This is a genomic window from Lactobacillus selangorensis, from assembly GCF_001437205.1.
GTDB classification, from domain to species: domain Bacteria; phylum Bacillota; class Bacilli; order Lactobacillales; family Lactobacillaceae; genus Paralactobacillus; species Paralactobacillus selangorensis.
Map to the genome: position 1 here is coordinate 64,254 of NZ_JQAZ01000008.1, position 20,166 is coordinate 84,419.

At 46.6% G+C, this 20,166-nt stretch carries 17 protein-coding genes and 1 pseudogene; 11 read left to right on the plus strand and 7 right to left on the minus strand.

Features of this window, described 5'->3' with window-relative positions; genetic code table 11:
• Window positions 1-223: 223 nt before the first annotated feature.
• Window positions 224-2,026 (minus strand): oligoendopeptidase F, encoded by a 1,803-nt coding sequence (gene pepF / locus IV40_RS09600; RefSeq protein WP_057771067.1) that lies wholly within the window; start codon window positions 2,024-2,026, stop codon window positions 224-226.
• A gap of 203 nt (window positions 2,027-2,229) precedes the next feature.
• Between pepF and IV40_RS09605 the strand changes: the two are divergent.
• Window positions 2,230-3,282, plus strand: a pseudogene (locus tag IV40_RS09605) (LCP family protein); the annotation flags it as partial.
• Between the two features lie 475 nt (window positions 3,283-3,757).
• Here IV40_RS09605 and IV40_RS09610 read toward each other — a convergent pair.
• Complete coding sequence (locus tag IV40_RS09610) at window positions 3,758-4,693, minus strand: dihydroorotate oxidase (protein ID WP_057771025.1); 936 nt, start codon at window positions 4,691-4,693, stop codon at window positions 3,758-3,760.
• 80 nt (window positions 4,694-4,773) lie between these two features.
• Window positions 4,774-5,775 (minus strand): LacI family DNA-binding transcriptional regulator, encoded by a 1,002-nt coding sequence (locus IV40_RS09615; protein ID WP_057771027.1) that lies wholly within the window; start codon window positions 5,773-5,775, stop codon window positions 4,774-4,776.
• Between the two features lie 237 nt (window positions 5,776-6,012).
• Here IV40_RS09615 and IV40_RS09620 point away from each other — a divergent pair, with 237 nt between their 5' ends.
• From IV40_RS09620 to IV40_RS09650, 7 genes are all read left to right on the plus strand, one after another.
• Window positions 6,013-6,498: a PTS sugar transporter subunit IIB gene (locus IV40_RS09620; protein ID WP_057771029.1), complete on the plus strand. Its 486-nt coding sequence runs from the start codon at window positions 6,013-6,015 to the stop codon at window positions 6,496-6,498.
• 51 nt (window positions 6,499-6,549) lie between these two features.
• Window positions 6,550-7,467 carry a PTS mannose/fructose/sorbose/N-acetylgalactosamine transporter subunit IIC gene (locus IV40_RS09625; protein ID WP_057771031.1) on the plus strand — a complete coding sequence of 306 codons (918 nt, stop codon included), beginning with the start codon at window positions 6,550-6,552 and terminating at the stop codon, window positions 7,465-7,467.
• Window positions 7,451-8,287 (plus strand): PTS system mannose/fructose/sorbose family transporter subunit IID, encoded by an 837-nt coding sequence (locus IV40_RS09630; RefSeq protein ID WP_057771032.1) that lies wholly within the window; start codon window positions 7,451-7,453, stop codon window positions 8,285-8,287. Before IV40_RS09625 ends, IV40_RS09630 begins: the two co-directional genes overlap by 17 nt.
• A gap of 69 nt (window positions 8,288-8,356) precedes the next feature.
• A complete protein-coding gene (locus tag IV40_RS09635) occupies window positions 8,357-8,779 on the plus strand; it encodes a PTS sugar transporter subunit IIA (RefSeq protein WP_057771034.1) in 423 nt (140 codons plus the stop codon).
• 21 nt (window positions 8,780-8,800) lie between these two features.
• On the plus strand, window positions 8,801-10,798 hold the full coding sequence (locus tag IV40_RS09640; RefSeq protein ID WP_057771036.1) for a hypothetical protein: 1,998 nt from the start codon (window positions 8,801-8,803) through the stop codon (window positions 10,796-10,798).
• Window position 10,799: 1 nt separating this feature from the next.
• Window positions 10,800-11,993, plus strand: a complete 1,194-nt coding sequence (locus tag IV40_RS09645; RefSeq protein ID WP_057771038.1) for an AgaS family sugar isomerase — start codon at window positions 10,800-10,802, stop codon at window positions 11,991-11,993.
• Between the two features lie 177 nt (window positions 11,994-12,170).
• Complete coding sequence (locus IV40_RS09650) at window positions 12,171-12,647, plus strand: hypothetical protein (protein WP_057771040.1); 477 nt, start codon at window positions 12,171-12,173, stop codon at window positions 12,645-12,647.
• Window positions 12,648-12,676: 29 nt separating this feature from the next.
• Here the strand turns inward: IV40_RS09650 and IV40_RS09655 are convergent, their stop codons facing one another.
• Window positions 12,677-13,264, minus strand: coding sequence for an SDR family NAD(P)-dependent oxidoreductase (locus IV40_RS09655; RefSeq protein WP_057771042.1), 588 nt, complete (start codon window positions 13,262-13,264; stop codon window positions 12,677-12,679).
• Between the two features lie 49 nt (window positions 13,265-13,313).
• A complete protein-coding gene (locus tag IV40_RS09660; protein ID WP_057771044.1) occupies window positions 13,314-13,967 on the minus strand; it encodes an HAD family hydrolase in 654 nt (217 codons plus the stop codon).
• Between the two features lie 145 nt (window positions 13,968-14,112).
• Between IV40_RS09660 and IV40_RS09665 the strand changes: the two genes are divergently transcribed.
• Window positions 14,113-15,267, plus strand: coding sequence for an alpha/beta hydrolase (locus IV40_RS09665; RefSeq protein WP_057771046.1), 1,155 nt, complete (start codon window positions 14,113-14,115; stop codon window positions 15,265-15,267).
• Between the two features lie 66 nt (window positions 15,268-15,333).
• Here the strand turns inward: IV40_RS09665 and lepB are convergent, their stop codons facing one another.
• Window positions 15,334-15,903 carry a signal peptidase I gene (gene lepB, locus IV40_RS09670; RefSeq protein WP_057771048.1) on the minus strand — a complete coding sequence of 190 codons (570 nt, stop codon included), beginning with the start codon at window positions 15,901-15,903 and terminating at the stop codon, window positions 15,334-15,336.
• 174 nt (window positions 15,904-16,077) lie between these two features.
• Here lepB and IV40_RS09675 point away from each other — a divergent pair, with 174 nt between their 5' ends.
• Both IV40_RS09675 and IV40_RS09680 read left to right on the plus strand, forming a co-directional pair.
• Window positions 16,078-17,622: an ABC-F family ATP-binding cassette domain-containing protein gene (locus tag IV40_RS09675; protein ID WP_057771051.1), complete on the plus strand. Its 1,545-nt coding sequence runs from the start codon at window positions 16,078-16,080 to the stop codon at window positions 17,620-17,622.
• Window positions 17,623-17,710: 88 nt separating this feature from the next.
• Window positions 17,711-18,457 carry a glucosaminidase domain-containing protein gene (locus IV40_RS09680; RefSeq protein ID WP_057771053.1) on the plus strand — a complete coding sequence of 249 codons (747 nt, stop codon included), beginning with the start codon at window positions 17,711-17,713 and terminating at the stop codon, window positions 18,455-18,457.
• Here IV40_RS09680 and IV40_RS09685 read toward each other — a convergent pair.
• Window positions 18,442-19,821 (minus strand): class II fumarate hydratase, encoded by a 1,380-nt coding sequence (locus IV40_RS09685; protein ID WP_057771055.1) that lies wholly within the window; start codon window positions 19,819-19,821, stop codon window positions 18,442-18,444. The two genes, IV40_RS09680 and IV40_RS09685, sit on opposite strands and share 16 nt — an antisense overlap.
• Window positions 19,822-20,166 lie beyond the last annotated feature (345 nt).

Sequence of the window (20,166 nt, forward strand, 5' to 3'; positions counted from 1 at the left end):
TTCTCACCGATCCTTTACAAATTTATCTGTTGCGTTAGACAACATATTAACGACCTAGCCGGTAAAATACCAGTCAAATCGCCAGTCTGTAAACGAAACGATAGACTTGTCATCAAATTGAAATCTATTTTCTGCTTTTGTTACTTCAGCTTAACGAAACCATTTCGAAACTGCGACCGACTTAAGTTCGAGCTTGAAAGGGCTTTAGTCGGAGAACAAATGTTTACAACCGGACTAGCAAACTTTCGAGTTCGTCCAAACGATCGGAGAAGAGTTTGAAGGCTTTCTCGAGATAATCGGCACGGCTCATATCGACGCCGGCTGTTTGCATCGTTGCAATCGGCATCTGCGAACTGCCAGATTTCAGGAAATCGAGGTAATGTTCACGAGCACCGTCTTTTTCAGAAGCGATTCCTTGTGCCAACGTTGATGCGGCTGCAAAACCAGTTGCATATTGATAAACATAGAAATCCATATAAAAATGCGGAATCCGGGCCCATTCGAGCGCAATTTCAGGGTCTGATTCGACGGCCGCACCGTAATACTGCTGGTTCAGACGCAGGTATTCTTTCGAAATATAATCCGCTGTCAAAGCCTTGCCATGCTGGTCGCTGTCATGGATGAATTGCTCGAATTCGGCAAATTGGGTCTGACGGTAAACCGTTCCTTTGAAACCATCGAGATAATAATTTAGAATGTAGGCACGGACCTGTGGATCGGTTTGTGTTTTCAGCAAATAATCTGTCAGGAGGTTTTCATTCGTAGTCGAAGCAATTTCAGCAACAAAAATCGGATAATCACCGTAAACATACGGCTGATTATGCCGCGTGTACCAGCTGTGGACACTGTGGCCCGTTTCATGGACAAGCGTGTACAGATTGTCGAGATTATCCTGCCAATTCAGCAGAATGTAAGGGTCTGTATCATAACTGCCGCCTGAATAGGCACCAGTTCGTTTTCCTTTGTTTTCGACTACATCGATATTGCGCTGGTTGAAAATGTCTTTAACGTGACTCAAATAATCGGGCCCCATCACGGCAAGTGCCTTCAGTGCTTCCGTCTGGGCTTCCTGATAAGTATAGGAAAGGGCTGGTGTGCCAGTTAAGGGAGTATACAGATCGTACATATGCAAAGTCGAAACTTGCAGGATTCGTTTACGCAGCATCACATAACGGTGCAGCAGATCAAGGTGGGCATGCACTTCCTGAATGAGAGTATCATAAACATTGACCGGAATATGATTCTGTGCGAGCGCCGCATCACGAGCACTAGGATAGGCATGCACTTTGGCCTGATAGTTGTTTCGTTTGACTTCACCAGCTAAAGTAGAGGCAAATGTATTCTTAAACTGACCGAACGTTTTGTAGGTTGCTTGGAAGGCCTCTTTGCGAACGTTTTGATTTGGCGATTCCAGCAGCTTGCTGTACGTGCCGGCCGACAGCTGAATCTGCTGACCGTCAGAATCGGTGACCGTTGGAAACTTGAGGTCGGAATTGCTGAGGACGCCGTACGTCTGTTCCGGATTTGCCATCACATCGCCCGCCGCCGCAATCAACTCTTCGGCTTTGGTCGGCAAAACGTGGGCTTTATTGGCGAGAATCTGATCCAAAAACTGGTCATATTGTTTTAAATCAGGATAAGCTTCACGATAGGTGGCCAGTGTGGTTGTCGGAATCGTCAAAATTTCAGGATCTAAAAAGGCACTGTTGGTATCGACAACGGCGGCCAGCGATTGAGCTTGGGCCACATAGCCCTGATACTTGCTGTCACGTGTATCCTGGTCATTTTTCAGGCTGGCATAAACGTAGACTTTTTCGAACTGGCGATAGACGGAAAGAATCGTTTCGATTCCGTCCACAAGACTTTTGGCACTCTTCCCTAGGGTGCCCTGCAGTTTTGTCAATTGCTGTGCTTGTGTCTGGACCTGCTGAAAGGCCGTTTCCCAGGCAGCATCATCCGGAAAGATTTTCGTCAGGTCCCATGTGAGGGGCTCCGGTGTGTCTTTTCGTTCTGGTAAGGTTTTGATTGTTGCCAATAAAAACAACTCCTTTTATGTTTTATTTAAGGAAGCGCTGGTAAGCTAGCATTATTTACGGCTTCATCATAGCATAATCCCAAAATACAAATATAAAGATTGCTTTATCTTTTGGCAAAAGTGTTGTGCGTCGGGTAAAATACAGTATAATTTTATATATATCTAGTGAGAAGTTGTCATCAAAGGAGTTACTTATGCAAGATAATCATGAACCGGTGGAATCACGTGTTCACAAAAATAAACGTAGCAATCTGCATCGTGGTCGTAAAATTGCGATCCTGATCGTTTTTGTGCTGCTTTTTTCAGTAGGGGCGTATGCGCTGCGTTTGTGGGAACAAACGCAAGATACGGCCAATAGTATTTTTAAACAGATCGATGGCAACAAAGTCTCGACCAATATTAAGGATAAAAAGCCATTTGCGATTCTGCTGCTGGGGGTCGATACAGGCGCTGACGGACGGATCGATAAAGGCAATTCGGATACAATGATCATTGCGACGATCAATCCGCAGAAGAAGACCACGACGCTGACCAGTATCCCACGTGATACGATGGCCCAGATCATCGGGACTAAGAAGACGAATGTACAGAAGGTCAATGCCGCCTACAATATCGGTGGCTCGACGATGGCCATCAAGACCGTTGAAAAACTAGTCAATGTGCCGATTGATTATTATGTCACCATTAACATGGGCGCCTTGTCCAAGATTGTTGATGCGGTCGGCGGAATCGATGTCGATGTGCCGTTCTCGTTCACAAGTGAGGCCACCGGCGGGCAGCACTTCAAGAAAGGCAAGATGCATCTGAATGGGAAGATGGCATTGGCCTATTCCCGGATGCGGCATGAAGATCCAGAAGGCGATTATGGTCGTCAAAAGCGGCAGCAGCAAGTAATCAAGGCAATCGTCAAAGCGGCGTTGTCGATGAACACGCTGACTAATTTCGACAAGATTATGAATACCTTGAAGAAGAATATGGCCACCAACTTGACCTTGGATGATATGCTGACCTTGCAGTCCGAATATCGAGCCACGGCAAAGAACATTAAGAAGGACCAGCTCCAAGGTGAAAATGCCTATATCGGCGGTGCTTCTTATCAAGTGGCCACGACTAAGGAATTGCGGCGGGTTTCGAACAGTTTGCGCAAGGAATTAGGTTTAAAGGCCGAAACGTTGAAGAATGCCGAAACGCAGATGAATAAACTGAATCCAACCTTCTTTGACAGCAGTATCACGACAACGGAAAATAACGGACAAAAGAATTACAACATCTATACGGATTTCTTATCGAAGAATGCGTCGACTCGGAACAAGACCCATTACGTGCTCGATCAAAACGATCAGCGGCTTTACACTGTTAAAGCGGCGCTGAACGGCACGGCGAAAAAGTCGGATAGCAGTACTTCTAGCTACGGAGCGGGTTCCGGTTCATCGAACTATTCGAGTTCGGATTATGACGGTACTGATACGACCGGCATCAATGCCCCAGATGATTCAACCGCTCGAAATTCGTATGATACGAATACGGATGACACAACAAATCAAGCAGTTTATTAACAAACAATAAAAAAAGTTCCTTAAATGCAAAATTGCATTTAAGGAACTTTTTTTTGTGCACAGAGCACTTACGCCATCGCTGCGAATTGCTTTTTAGAAACGTCTTCCAAAAAACCGACCTTACTGATGTATTCATTTTAAGGCTGGGATTCTGGTTTAAAGTTCTTCAATCCAAAGTCTTCAATTTGCCTTTGAAATCGTCTATATGTTCATAGCCTTTTTGTCGCATGATCGTTTCAAGTTCACGAGTCAGCCGGCCGAAAATATGCGGACCTTCTTTGGAAAGGGCAGTGCCGACTTGGACGACGCTTGCGCCGCAAAGGATATGTTCAAAGAGGTCCTCGCCTGTTTGGACACCGCCAGTCCCGATGATTTGAATTTTGGGATCCAGTCGTTTATAAAAAGCCCGCACATTAGCTAGTGCCGTCGGTTTGACGTACTGACCGCCGATGTTGCCAAAGCCATGCTGCGGGCGCAGCATAACTGTTTCGGTGTGCGGATTGATAACGAGTCCATTCGGCAGGCCGCTGATACAGTTTACATAGAGCAATGGATAACGATTCAACACAGCAGCTACTTGGTCGAATAAATCTTCATCAAAGTAGGGCGGCAGTTTGACGCCCAGTGGCTTCGTAAAGAAACTGAAAACATCCTTCAGAAGGGCATCCATATCGTTTACCCGATAGCCGAGTGAAATTTGCGGCGAATAGGGTGAGGCCAGCATCAATTCCGTGATGCCCTTGAAATGACTAGCGTTGATCTGCTGCAGCATAGCGAGATTGTCATCCCGATTTTTGCCGTTGACTGACAAAAAGAGGGGCTTGCTGACTTGATCCTGCTGTTTCAAAGCTGCATCCAAATAGTAAGACAAACCTTCGCGTGGCAGCCCCATTGAATGGATGCTGCCTAGATCGGTATCGGCGTAACGTGGCGCCTGATTGCCCTGTTCGAAAGTTTGAGAAGTGCTTTTGGCGATTACGCCGCCAGCTTGTGATTGCACTAATTTATCTAATTCTTCGGTCGTGAAACTGCGCACCCCAGCTGCATTCATGACCACATTCTGAAACTGAAAAGGACCCAATTTTGTTTTTGTATCGACCATACATACCCCTTCAATCTTTTGCATTCACTTCTATTAAACCATGTTTTTCTGCAAGTGGGGTCGAATTGGCGGAAATGCGTCTACTTTAAGGTACTGCTTCTCAGAATCAGATTGGTTCGCAACCGGACGTTGAGTGCCGGTGAATTTTCCGGGTCATGCAGCCGCCGCTTTAATAGGTAGACACTTTCAGCACCCATTTCATGAGTCGGTACATGAATCGTCGTCAAACTTGGGGAGAGATAGCGCGCCAGTTCATTGTCATTGAAGCCGATCAGGCTGACACGTTCGGGAATATCCAAATGGGCATGCTGGAGGGCTTTGACGCAGCCCATCGCCATCACATCGTTTGCAATGAAGAAAGCATGCGGCAGCTGATCGCCTAGGGTATTGATGGCTTGTTTCATTGCGTTGTAGCCATCATCGGCCGTAAAGGGCGCACTAAAAACAAATTCAGGATGGTACAACCCTTTGGTCTGCAAAAAATTGCGGAACGAATCGGTTCGCTGATCATTGACCGTCACCAGACCGTCACTGGTTTGTTCGGTGCCGGCAATCATGCCGATATCTTCGATGCCGCTGTCGAGAAAGGTTTGAATGACCTTCTGCATGGCGTCATCGACGTCGGCAGTGACACTATCGATGCCATGAGCAATCGTATTATAGCCGACAAAAATCGTGTGCGGCGACAAATTTAAAATATCATCAATCTGCGGATCGCTGAATTTTCCGACGGCAATTGTGCCGGCAAAGTCGGTTGAACTAGCAGCCGAGACGTCTTTAAAGAGGCGAACCGGTTCGTAATGATTTTTTTCAAGGGCCTTTTCAATGCCTAATCGGATTCTTTGATAGTAAAGATCATCTTGTTCCTCATTTTCGGTATACCACTGAACGAGGGCAATCTTATGGTTTTTAGTGGTGCGGCGGTGGTATTTGCGGCCATGATAGTTTAATTCATCAACGGTAGTGAAAATCTTTTGCCGAGTCTCATCGCTGACACTCAATTTCGGGTCATGGTTGAGGACACGGGAGACAGTAGCAGGGGAAACACCTGCCTGTGCAGCGACATCTTTAATAGTAGTCATGGGAATTCACCTCAAATTGGTATATACTGATTCATAAAAATATTCATATTGTTTACTTAATTTTACTCCCCATAAATCAATATTCAAGCTAAAAATTGATTAAAAAAAGGGTTTACAAAAATTTGTAAGCGGTTTATAATCATTTGTGTAGTAAACAAATAATCTTTTTATTCTTTATATTAACTTGGTAAACAAATAAATGTTTACCAAAGTTGCATCAGAAAGGCGGAATGAACAATGGCAATTACAGCAGTACGTATCGATGGACGTTTGATCCATGGACAGGTCGCAAACTTATGGACAACTAAGCTTGGGGTCAGCCGCATCATGGTCGTCGACAACGAGGTTTCAAAGAGCGACGTCGATAAGGCCGCTTTGAAACTTGCTAAGCCGGCGGGTGTCAACTTGAGTATTTTGGATGAGAAGCGGGCTGCCGATCATATCAAGGCCGGCAAGTACGATTCACAAAAAGTATTCATCGTTGCAAAGCGCCCAGAAATCTTGCTTCAAATGGTCGATGACGGTGTTCCGATCACAGTGATCAACGTTGGGAACATGTCGCAAAACGACGACACACAGTCATTAGCAAATTCGATCAATGTCGATGCAGAGGATGTTAAGGCATTCAATGAATTAAACGATAAGGGTGTCAAGCTTACCGCTCAAATGGTACCTAGTGATCCAGTTCAAGACTTCATGCCATTATTAAAGAAGTTCAAATAATTTAATTTTTTAGCTATTATTTCTAGACAACTCTGAAGGGAGTAATTCACAATGGGTTCAATTGCTTGGTGGCAAATTATACTGTTGACCTGCTACTCAATGTACCAGATCATGGATGAATTAACATTGCAAACAAGTTTGAGTCAGCCAGTTTGGGCCGGTTTAATTGCCGGTGCCATCATGGGGAACATGAAGGCCGGCTTAATCATCGGTGGGAGTTTACAGTTAACTGTTTTAGGTGTCGGGACATTCGGTGGTGCTTCTAAGATCGATGCCAACTCTGGGACAGTTTTAGCAACAGCCTTTTCAATTGGTGCTGGGATGAATCCGCAGACCGCCGTTGCAGCGATCGGTGTTCCAGTTGCTAGTTTAATGATTGAAACAGATATTCTGGCTCGTTTCACCAACACCTACTTCCAGCATCGTGTTGACCATATGATCGATAAGTTAGACTTCAAAGGTATCGAACGCAATTATCTCTATGGTGTCATCCCGTGGACATTATCCCGTGGGATTCCAGTCTTCTTAGCCTTAGCATTTGGTGGTCCATTCGTTAACACAGCTGTTAAGTACTTAAACACAAACTTATCCTGGTTGAACAATGGTTTGCAAACAGCCGGTGGTTTGTTGCCAGCCGTTGGGTTTGCGATCTTGCTTCGCTACTTGCCTGTCAAGAAACACATTGCTTACCTGATTCTTGGTTTCATGATCACAGCTTTGTTCTCAACCCTGTTCACAGGTCTGCAGACATTAGGCACAGGCTTGACAACAGTCGACAGCAAATTCACAACTGTCTTCAACAGCTTGCCAATGCTCGCCATTGCCTTGATTGGTTTAGCATTTGCGATTCTGCAATACAAGCGTGATATTGAAAAAGATAAAGTTGCCGGTGCCGCAGCCGCAACTAAAGAAGAAGTAACAGAAACTAGCGACGAAGTGGAGGGTGAGATCAATGGCGACGAAGACTGACGTACCAACACCAACAAGTGGATATCAATTAACTGATAAAGATTTCAGACAAATCAACATTCGGAACCTCTTCCTGTTCCAATGGGGTTGGAACTACGAAAAGATGCAGGCTTCCGGATACCTGTACATCATGCTTCCACAATTACGGAAGATTTATGGTGACGACCGGGAAGGCTTGAAGAAAGTCCTGAAGATGCAGGATCAGTTCTTCAATACCAGTAATTTCTTCAACACAATCATCACTGGGATTGATTTAGCCCTTGAAGAAAAAGAAGGGACTGCTTCAATCGATACTGTTGCCGGCTTGAAAGCTGGTTTAATGGGTCCGTTCGCTGCGATTGGGGATTCCATCTTCGCTGCGTTGATTCCAGCTATCATGGGTGCCATTGCTGCCAACATGGCTGTTCAAGGAAATGCTGTTGGGTGCTTCTTATGGATGGCAGTCGACTTCGTTATTATGTGGTTCCGTTGGATTCAACTGAAGTTTGCTTACAAACAAGGAGTTACCTTAGTTACTAAGATGCAGGGCACATTGAATGCCTTGACAGATGCCGCTACATTGCTTGGTGTCTTCATCGTTGGTGCCTTAGTCGCAACCTTGGTCAACGTTAAAGTTATTTATGTCGCTCACATTGGTAAGATGGCCATCAATTTCCAAGATAAAATTGATATGATTCTTCCTAAGTTAGTACCTGCATTAGTTGTCGGCGCCATTTACTGGATGCTTGGCAGAAAACGGATGACTTCAACACGTGCGATCTTTATCGTGATCATCGTTACAATTGCATTGTCAGCATTAGGAATCTTAGGTCCACAATAAACAAAGCAGGAAGCCGAGCTAAGATTTGTTTCTCAGCGCGGCTTTTTTTAATCATAGGAGGGAACCAGAATGCGTTTATTACTAATCAGCCATGGCAATATGGCCATCGAAACTTTAAAGAGTGCCGAATTGATTTTAGGCACCATCGAAAACACGAAAGCACTTGGCTTGCAGCCGAGTGAAGGTCCAGACGATCTGATGAAAGAAGCACAAGCCTTCTTAGATGCCGGCGATAATGATGAACCGACTGTCGTAATCGTTGATTTATTAGGCGGCACACCGTCAAACGTGGTCGTTCGTCTGATGGCACAATATCCGCAGCTGCAAGTTGTCAGCGGCTTGAACCTGCCGATGCTGATCGATTACGTCAACCAGAGTTTGCTGGGCACAACCTTTAATAAGGAAGAATTGATGGAAGCCGGCAAGAACGGTGTAATCGATATCAATGAGAAACTGAGCAGCAGTGACGATGACGACGAGGATGAAGATTAACCCAACAATGAGGTAACCAGGATGACTTATCATTACGCATTACGCTTTACTCTCGATCCGCAGCATTATACAAAGACACAGATTGAACAACTTGTCACTTTCTGCCAGCAGGCACAAATTGATGAGGTCGTATTCTTCATCAATTCGGAAGAACTCAACCAAAGTTTCCTGACGCCAGCGCAAACACAACAATGGCTCGATGCCATTCAAAAATTTGCGCAGCCGTTGCGGGACAAGCAGATCGAAATCGGTTTGAATCCCTGGACGACACTGAACCATGGCGATCGCGGCCGGCATGTTGCGCCTGAAATCGGTTTTCACACGCTGGTCAATTACCAAGGGGTGGTTACCGAATCGATTGCCTGTCCAGGCGATCCGAAATGGCAGGAATATCTCAGCGATTCGTATGCCCAGTATGCCACGATTCAGCCGCATACCTTGTGGCTGGAAGATGATTTTCGGCATTACAAGAGTGCACCAGTGACTTTGGGCTGTTTCTGTGAAGCCCACATGCGTGAATATGCCAAAGTGCTGGGACATCCGATTACTCGTTCTGAATTTGTCCGCAAGTTGTTGCAGCCAGGTGCGGTGACACCGGAACGGCAGGCATATCTTGAAGTGGCCCGTCAGGAAATGAAACACGTTGCTCATTTAATTGAAGAAAAAGTCCATCGTGTTTCGCCCAATACTTTGTTAGGACTGATGACGTCCTATCCTGACTGGCATTGTGTCGAGGCCCGTGACTGGCATGGTCTGTTTGCTGCCTTAAGCGGGAACCAGGCAACGGAGCTGGCCCGGCCGCATCTGCCGGCTTACAATGAGATTTCACCCCTGAAATACAGTCGGGCGTTTGAAAAATACACTCGGACGACGGCAGCTTTTCTGGGAAATCAGGTAACACTGTATCCGGAATTAGAGAATTACATGTATTCGCCATATGTGAAGTCACGACGCTTCACCCAATTTCAAATCGAAACGGCAGGCATGGCCGGCGCCACCGGAATCATGCTCAACTTGTTCGATATGATGGGCAACGGTGTTGATGAAAATGACCAGTATGCTGATATGTTGGCGGAAAGCAAACCATTGCTCAATGCCATGGCAGCTACTCGTATCGACATCGATCACCTGGCCGGTATCAAAGTGCCAATGTCGCAGGACGCTGCTTATCACGTCCATACGACGGCCGGTCGAGAAATTGCCGAATTAGTTCCACATGAAACAAAGTGGCTCGAATTGCTTGGTACATTTGGATTCGCAGTCACACCCGTTGTAATGACCGCTAACACACAGTTTCACGATGAGGTTGTTGCAATCTCAGGTCAATTTTTACGTGATTTATCCGCTGAACAAATCCGGCAGCTATTCCAAGACAACTTATTGCTCTTGGATGGCGAATCGGCAGCGGTGCTCTTAGAGCGTGGTTTAGGCGATTTGATTCATGCCGAATCGGGCGAATGGCATCCCGTTCGAACCGGCTATCAGTCGTTCGAACAAACGGTGGCCGCACCACAGACACGCATTACGATGCTGTCGCACACCGGTGATTATTTTCAGATTGCTTATCAGCCCAGCGATGAAGTCGATGTATTGTCAATGGCTTGCAGTGCCGATGGGCAAGAACTCGGCCCAATGCTGACGGCAATCGACCACCAATACTTACTGCTGCCGCTCAATGACAGTGCCAAGTACGGCTGGGAAGCACAGTACAACGATTATCGGTCGTTGCAGTTAAAACAGATCCTTGCCGACGATGCGGCTTATCTAGTCGACATGCCAGCCTGCAAGCTGGTGGTATCCAACAATCAAATGCTGGTGGCCAACTTCTCGCTGGATGCCGCTCCGCAGATTAAGTGGCATGACAACGGCCAGCTGCCGCACGTCAAAGAGGTCACTGTTCAGACACGTAAAGGTGCCCAAACAATGGCTGTCCGTCAAGAGGGTCAGACGTATCAAATTGATTATTCATTAGCAGCGTTAGAAACTGTTTTGATCGAATTTAGGAAAGAAGGAGACTAGTATGTTTGAAAAGAGTGACACAGATTTAAAGGCAATGGGTGCAGGGATTACAACGCACGAAATTGAACAGCAGCCAGAATTATGGGAAGAAACCGTTCAGATTTACAAAGATCATCAAAGCGAGATTGAGGCTTTCTTGAAGAAAATTTCTGATGAAAATGAGGGTATCGTACGGGTCATCTTCACAGGTGCCGGGACCTCTGCTTATGCCGGTGACACTGTGACACCATATTTGACATTGCATGGCGATCGCAGCCGTTTCAAGTTCGAAAGCATTGCGACAACCAGCATCGTGGCTTCACCATATGACTACTTCGAAGCCGATGTGCCAACAATCTTAGTATCCTTCTCACGGAGCGGCAATAGTCCAGAAAGTGTTGCCACCGTTGAATTAGGCGAACAATTGATTAAGCACTTCTATCAAATCACAATCACATGTGCTCCAGAAGGCAAATTAGCACAACGGGCCGAAAACGAAGACAACAACTTAGTTCTCTTACAACCAGCCGGTGCCAACGATAAAGGCTTCGCCATGACGGGGAGTTTCTCCTGCATGTCCTTATCCGCAATGCTGATTTTCGACACAACCGACGAAGCGACAAAGGAACAATATGCCGCAACCATCGTTAAGATGGGCCATGAAGTCATCGAACGCGAACCCGAAATTCAAAGCTGGGTCAACGAAGGCTTCGACCGGATTGCATACCTGGGTTCAGGCAGTTTAATGGGCTTGACTCGTGAAGCACAATTGAAGGTGCTCGAATTGACAGCTGGACGCTTAGCTACCATCTTCGATTCCTCAATGGGCTTCCGTCATGGTCCCAAGTCATTCGTCAATGACAATACGCTGGTCTTCGATTTCTTGAACAACAATGATTACACACGTCAATACGACATTGATATCATGGAAGAAATCCATGGCGACAAGATTGCTCGTGACGAAATTGCCATTGGCGTTTCCAAGGATGAAAACTTCAGCGGCAAGTCGTTCTTATTCAAGACCGGCGACCCGAACTTGCCAGAAGGCTACTTGGCATTGCCTGATGTTATGGTCGCACAGACCTTTGCTTTACTTTGCTCAATCAAAGTCGGCAACACACCAGACACACCATCGCCAACCGGCACCGTCAACCGTGTTGTCAAGGGTGTTACGATCCATCCTTACCAGCCAGAAGACGAAAAATCAGCTTACTAATCTTTACAGTCAGAAAGACTCCGTACAATCAGGTGCGGGGTCTTTTTTAGTGGCGTTTCATTTTTGTAAAGACTGTCGTAGAGCTTAATATATAATTTGTTAATTAACATCGATTTCCAGTAGCTACTTCCGTCCATCTCTGCTACGATGGAGCCGAATCCAAAAGGGGGCCGAGTGATGACAATGGAAGATCAATTTATGAGCATCAGCGATTTCATCGATTTTTGTGTGGCGGAACGGCAGGCACGAGTCGATGATTTAAAACAGCTCGATGACAATGCAGCTGAATATTCACAGGCATTGAATATTGCCAGCCAAGTGACGCATGACATCAATGCGTTGTGGGAAATCAAAGATCCGCTGACGACGGGGATGCAGGCACTGAACGATGGCAAGAGCACGGTCAATGGGACGTTGTTCGACACGGTGCTGATGATTACCAATCGGCGGCTGGTGGACTATTTTCAGAAGCATCATCAGGAATTCAGTGTCTTGGTGTCGGTAACGGACCCACAACGAGTCGATCCTGGTTATTTGCAGGTCATTCGTAAAATTGTCGAACCGGCCGTCAAAGACAACGATACAAGTGGCTGGGACAATTTCAACATTGTTTTAGCTGAGATGGATCGCAATCATATTCAGCCGAAAAAATAAAAGCCTTCGCATGTGCGAAGGTTTTTTCATTACCGATCGTTGCTATCAATTCTTAACCATTCGGGGACTTCCTCACCCTTGGCCATTTTCAACCAATCAGCTGGCTGATGTTCCTGTTTAGGGGTGTACTGGATAAAGGCACCGATGGATTGGAACAGTTGCTGTTGAGCGGCAAGGGCACCACGATAAAATGGCATTTTGTCGATTTTAAATTTGGGCAGGGTAACGGTCACAATTTGAGAATTAGGCGTCAGTTGTTTTACGGCGTTCATCAGGATGAAGTAGGGATTCTTGGCAGTCGCATTTATAACGGCTTCGAAATCGGCGTCGAGCGAATCTTCCTGCGGTGTGTCGAGATTGAAGAGCATCAAGCTGACGCTGGGGACCCGTTTCTGGATGAAATGGTGCCATAAAGGTTCATCGAAGGTCGTCGCAGTGTCGATCTGATAGGGGATGACTTGGGTGCCAAGCTCCTCACGGACGGCCATCAGCTGCAGCGGTTCCTGCCCTAGCAGGATGACGTTCAGGCCCTGGGCAACGAGTGCCTTAGTTTGATCATGGGCGATTTGAGTGCCGCCGCCAGTGACGACGGCTGTTTTTGAATTGTGTGCGGACATCATAAACGCTCCTTTCGATTCAGTTCAAACCCAGTATAGAGCGTTCCTTTTAAAATGTCCGCCCCGATGTTTCATGTGAAACGAGTTTCAATAAATCATCCGGCTGTTCCAGCCGATATTCGGCTTTAGCAAACTCAGGATTGGGGTGGGCACCCCAGCCGGCCAGCGCAAACTGGGCACCGGCCGCATGGGCACTTTGCATATCATAGATTGAATCGCCGATATACAGTGTCTTTTCTGGGGTCAACTGCATATTGCGGCAGGCGTATTGGAGGGGAACCGGCGTCGGCTTATGTTCCGTCGTATCCGATGCCGTGACAATCAGGTTAAAGAAGGGCTCAAGCTGAAAGCGGGGCATTTGTGTCTGCCATTCGGCATCGGTTTTTGAGGTGATAATGCCTAATGGAATCGGTTGTGCTTGTAACTGCTGCAACATGGGGCGGATGCCGGCAAACAGCTGCGACTCATGGGTCAAGCGGGCGTCATTGTCAGCCCACACGGCTAATAATCGTTCTGCCTCATCCGGATCGCTGGCAAACGGCTTGATGGCTGCTGTCCCTGGAATGCCTAAGACGTATGTCAGCTGGTCAGCGGGAACATCTTGGCCGAGCTCGTCGTGGAGCATCTGCTGCATGGAGCGGATGACAACATCTTCCGTATCTACCAAGGTGCCGTCAACATCGAATAAAATTGCTTGAAACATAGCGTAAACCTCCTTTGCACCCTCATTATACGCAGTTGGGATGGGCAAAAGAAAGCGATTACGAAGGCTTAAGACAAAATTTACTTCTGCTGGTTCAAGAGATGCTACCATAATGGTGAGAATGCATTAAAAAGGAGTGATTCTGATGGCACGTTCAGATTATGCCTATACACCGACGACGAAAGAGTACTTTGAAGATCTCCATGAACTGATGGCCCAAGCAGCTTTTCATCATGATGAAAATCATGTCTGGCACAAGGATAAGCGGCTGAAGAAAGTTGAACCTGGTTCGCTCGATCCGATTGTGAAACAGACACTGGAGACACCGAGTGCACCGTATGCGCCGGCTTCGAAAATCACGAGCCAGGCTAATTTTACACCGACGACTGGAGTCGAAAAGAAAGTACTGCAAATCCGGCAGACATTCGGGTCGCACAACTTCGATTTAACGACGGAAGATATCAAAACAGAACACGCACTGGCTGAAAATCGGGTCCCGCTGGAAATTTATGCGCCAAGGGACCGCAAAGGCTTAGGCGATTTGCCAGCAATGGTTTACATTCATGGCGGCGGTTTTTTTGCCGGTGCGGTCGAAGTGACCCGCAACATGTGCAAATACTATGCCGAAAAGATTCCGGCCGTCGTTTTCAGTGTTGATTATCGGTTAACACCAGAATATGCGGCCCCAGATGCGGCAAATGATTGTTATACGGCGGTCAGCTGGGTCCATCAGCATGCGGCTGATTATCAGGTCAATCCGAACCAGATTGTCGTCAATGGCGACAGTTCCGGCGGCAATTTGTCCGCTGTGATGAGCTATTTTGATGCTCAACGTGGCAATCATTATTTGGCCGGCCAAGTCGAACTGTATCCCGTCACATCGCTCGATCCGAAATTGTCCGACCAGCATCAGTGGAGTTGGGACCAGTATCATATCATCCCATCGGAATACGAAAATATCTCGACGGCCATGAAACAGATGAAGGATTCCAACAATCTGATCGACCCAACTTATGTCCGCAACATGTCGGTCGATGATCCCAGTATCTCACCACTGCTGATTCCAGCCGAAGTTGCGAAAAAGATGGTACCGGCACTTGTGGTGACCGATGAGTTCGATTATTTGCGGCCGCAAGGTTATGATTATGCCAAATTGATGGCCCAAAACGGGGTTGAAGCGCATTACATCAACTATAAAGGCATGATGCACGCCTTTACCGACAAATTCGGCATTTATCCGCAGGCTCAAGACTGTGCGCTCGAAGTCATCAAATGGATTCGGCAGCGGTTCAATCAATAAGGATACAAAAAAGGATTCCAAAACATTGTTTTGGAATCCTTTTTTGGTTGTTATCAGACTGATTGTCTAAAAGATTTTAAAGCGATTCAGCGGCCAGTATCTTAAGACCACGACGCCTTCGATTTTCTTCTTCTTAATGAAACCGATCATCCGGCTGTCTTTGGAGACGGTCCGGTTGTCGCCCATCACAAAGTAAGAATCTTTTGGAACGGTGTTGCGGTTCGTGGCAGTGTCGTTTTTCAGGGTGAAGTTGTTGGTCAATAATTGGCCGGCCGGCATCTTGGATTTGTATTCCTTCAAATACGGCTGGGCCAGATACTTTCCATTGATATACATTTTATCGTTTTTCGATTCGACGGTTTCACCGGGCAGGCCGATGACACGCTTGATGTATAACTCGCCAGGTTCGTCTGGCGCATCCAAAATGACAACATCATTCCGTTTGACGGTTTTATGCCGCAGTGCAATGACGCGATCGCCTTGGTGGAATGTCGGCTGCATGGAAGGTCCAAAGACTTGTTCATTGGCGACAACGAATTTCAGCAAGAGCCGCACAACAATCCAAACAAAGAGGATCCAAACAACCATTTCAATAATGTTTTTCCAAACTTCTTTTGCTTGATCACTCACATTCATTACCTCACAATGGTTATATTCGCTTTAAGTATAGCATATTCGGCGCATAGACAGAAGATGAACGTTTGACGAAGGAAAGCGAGTGTGATAACCTGCTTTACAGGAAAACACGTTTGAAAGTGGCAGCCGAAACGAGCTGCCTCTTTTCATGAAACCACAAAGAGGAGGACGACCATGAGCGTTTTAACAGTTGAAAATTTGAGTCAGCGGTTTATCGACAAACAACTTTATCAGGATGCCAGTTTTCAGTTGAATAAAGAAGATCATATGGGCATTATCGGCCAGAATGGTGTCGGTAAAAGTACGCTGATCAAAATTTTGACAGGCACGATCACGCCGGATGAGGGCAAGATCACTTGGCAGCGGCATTTGAAGGTTGGCTATCTGGACCAGTATGCCAACCTGACACCCGGCATGACGGTCCACGAATTTCTGCGGACGGCCTTTGCCGAATTGGATGCCAAGGAAAAACGCATGAACCAGATTTACACCGACTATGCGGCAAATCCGGACGACGAGTTATTGGAAAAAGCCGGATTGTTGCAGGAGGCTCTAGAAGCCGGCGATTTTTATGAAATCGATACAAAAATCGAACAGGTGGCTACGGGACTGGGTCTTGATGCCATTGGACCTGATCATAAAGTCGATCAGCTCAGCGGGGGCCAGCGTTCCAAGATTATTTTGGCTAAATTACTGCTGGAACGGCCCGATGTGCTCCTCCTCGATGAACCGACAAACTATTTGGATACCAATCATATCGACTGGCTGTCCGACTATTTGAATGATTTCGAAGGCGCCTTTATTGTCGTCTCCCATGATTATGAATTTTTGAAACGGGTCACCAACAGTATCTGCGATATCGAATTTGGCCAGATCACTAAGTATACCGGTGACTTGGAACATGCCCTGCGTCAAAAAGAGGCTAATCATAAGACTTATATGAAGGCTTATGAACATCAGCAGCAGCATATCGAAAAAACCAAGGCCTACATTCGCAAGTTCAAGGCCGGGACTCGTTCGAAGAGTGCCAAGAGCCGGGAAAAACAATTGGCACGGCTGGATGTGCTGACGCCGCCTGGTAATCGGACCAAAGCGCATTTTGAATTTCCTTATCAGTTCACCAACAGCCAGATTCTCTTATTAGTCAACGATCTGGTGATCGGCTACGATAAACCGCTGCTGAAGAATCCCGTCAACTTTACGATCGGGAAGAATGAAAAGGTTGTTCTGAAAGGATTCAACGGGATTGGGAAGTCGACACTGTTGAAGACTATTTTAGGAATTCAGCCAGCGTTGAGCGGTGACTTTGAAGTCGCCGAAACGGTTCAGTTCGGCTATTTCGAACAGGAACTGGAATGGGACAATGACCACATCACACCTCTGCAGTTTTTAATGAATGAATTCGGCGATAAACGGCAGAAAGAACTCCGCCAGGTCTTGGCCCGTACTGGTTTAACGGCTGAAGAAATGGTCAAACCCGTCAAACTGCTGTCTGGGGGCGAACAGGTCAAGGTTAAATTGGCCGCACTGATGCTCCAGCCGGCCAATCTGCTCGTCTTAGATGAACCGACGAACCATTTGGATGACGATACTAAGGATTCCCTGCGCACAGCCTTAAAGGCTTATGAAGGGGCCGTTCTGCTCGTCACCCATGAGGAAGACTTCTACGATTCCAGCTGGGTCGATCATGTGCTCGATGTTGAAAAGTTATTAAAATAAAAAATATTCAAAAAGCTGCTCAAAAAAAGAGCAGCTTTTTTTATTTGGCGTAATGAATCGATAGAGACCTAAACAAGGAGGGAGAAACATGCTCCAAGGATTGTCACAGCTCTGTCTATGCGCTGCTTTATTTGCGCCGCTTCATATCGAATCGATTCCGGAAATCACAATTGCACCGATTGAAGTCGAAATTGCGCCGTTTGAATTACAAGCACCTGTGCCGACCGCAACAGATTCGTCCAGTACGGCGTCTTTTGCGATCATTCCAGAGCCGCCCTGCGAGCTGACAGCCCAACAGCGAACATTCATTGAACGGCTCGGCCAGGAAACGGCTACCGTTCGTCAAGCCGATTTATATCCGTCGGTGATGATTGCCCAGGCTATTTTGGAGAGTGATTGGGGCCGCAGCCGTCTATCGCAGACGCCCAATTGGAATTTGTTCGGGATTAAGGGCAATGACACGCAATGGACGACCCGTGAAGAAGGCAGTGAGGGGCGTTCCTATTGGACACAGGCTGGTTTTCGTCAGCAGGCTTCCATGGAAGAAGCTGTTCATGATTATGCAGCCTTGCTAGGAAATTCGCCTTATTATTGGGGGACGCATCGCAGTCAGACACTTTCTTATCAGGAGGCTGCTCATTTTTTGACGGGCCGCTATGCGACCGATCATTTATATGGGGTAAAGGTAATCAGCTTGATTCAGCGGTATCAGCTGACCCGATTTGATGCTGCGCCGCCAAAAGAAAAACGCCAGATTGATTTCTGGCGTTTGAGTCATCCACTGGTGCTAACTAGTAATTGGAATATTTGGTTGCAGAATCATTTCTTAGGCTGACTGTTTGTCATGGCCAGCGGGTCGACCCATGTGTCGAATTGTGCCGCTGTGACAAAGCCGGCTGCGAGGGCGGCTGTCCGCAGGGAGCTGCCGTCTCGTTGTGCTTTTTGAGCGATTTGAGCACTTTTTTCATAACCGATGTGCGGACTGAGCGCCGTGACAGTCATCAGCGACCGGTCAACAAGTTCGGTCATCCGTTTCTGGTTAACGGTAATTCCCTGAACGAGTTTGGTATCGACAGAAGCGATACTTTCGGTTAAGAGCGTCACACTTTCGAGGAACGTCGCAATCAAAACGGGTTTGTAGACATTTAACTCGAAATTACCTTGGCTGGCGGCAAATCCGATTGTGGTATCGTTGCCCATCACACGGGCGACAACCATTGTCAGCGCTTCAATCTGGGTTGGATTGACTTTGCCGGGCATGATTGACGAGCCCGGTTCGTTGGCCGGAATGTTGATTTCGTCATAGCCGGCTCTGGGGCCGCTTGCCAGAAAGCGAATATCGTTGCCGATTTTCAATAGATCGGCAGCAAGTGCCTTTAAGGTGCCATGCACAATTACCAGCGGGCTATGCGAAGTCAGTCCCTGAAACTTGTTAGGGGCAGCTTTAAAGGGTACTTGATAAAGGTCCGTTAAGGCCGCAACAACAGTCTGGTCGAAGTGCTCAGGCGTATTGAGCCCAGTACCGACTGCGGTTCCGCCAATCGGCAGTTCGAGTAGGGTGATTTGCACCTGTTTGAGCGCATCGAGGTCATGCTGCAGGCTGCTGACCCAGCCAGATACTTCTTGGCCGAATGTCAGGGGTGTAGCATCTTGCAGATGAGTGCGCCCGATTTTAACGACGGCTTGGTAGTCAGTTTGCTTAGCTTGGAAACTAGCAATCAGGTGTTCCAGAACGGGATACAACTTCTGCAGACTTTCATAAGCCGCAATTTGCATGGCCGTTGGAAAGGTATCATTCGAACTCTGCGAATGGTTGACATCGTCATTGGGATGCAAGGATTGCTGCGGATCAATCTGTTTAGCAACGTGGACAATGACTTCATTTACATTCATATTGGTTTGCGTTCCGCTCCCAGTTTGATAAACAACGAGCGGAAAATCGGCTTTTGAGTCTTCACGAAGCAGATAATCGACTGTTTTGATGATTAACTGTGCCTTGTCAGTGTCCAAAACTTGCAATTGGGTGTTAGCCTGTGCAGCGGCTTTTTTGATATTGAGTAGGGCCGTAATAACGGCATAAGGCATTTTCGGCCCGATTTTAAAATTCTGACGGCTCCGCTCGGTTTGCGGACCCCATGGGGCATCAATCGGGATTTGGACGGGCCCAAGCGCATCTTCTTCTGTCCGGTATTTTTCCATTTGAATTCACTCCTTTATTTCTATAGATAGTATAAAGCAGTCTATCAATCGAAATCGATTTTTTCAAAGTTGAAAGTAATTTACAGAAAATCTCAAAAATTGTTTGACATGAATTTCATGGCATGCTATTCTAGTAAAGTTGTTTGTTACAGCAAAACAATTTTCAATTGCTTGCTTAAATATTATGTTGACATGCAGGTGAAAAGATGTTATTCTTTAAAAGTTGTCGTTTCAAAACACAACGTTTTCAGAAATAAAAAAGTTGTTGACAACATCAAAACATTTTGTTACTATTAAGTAGTTGTCGATTGAGGCAATTACATCAGTAGACCTTTGAAAACTGAA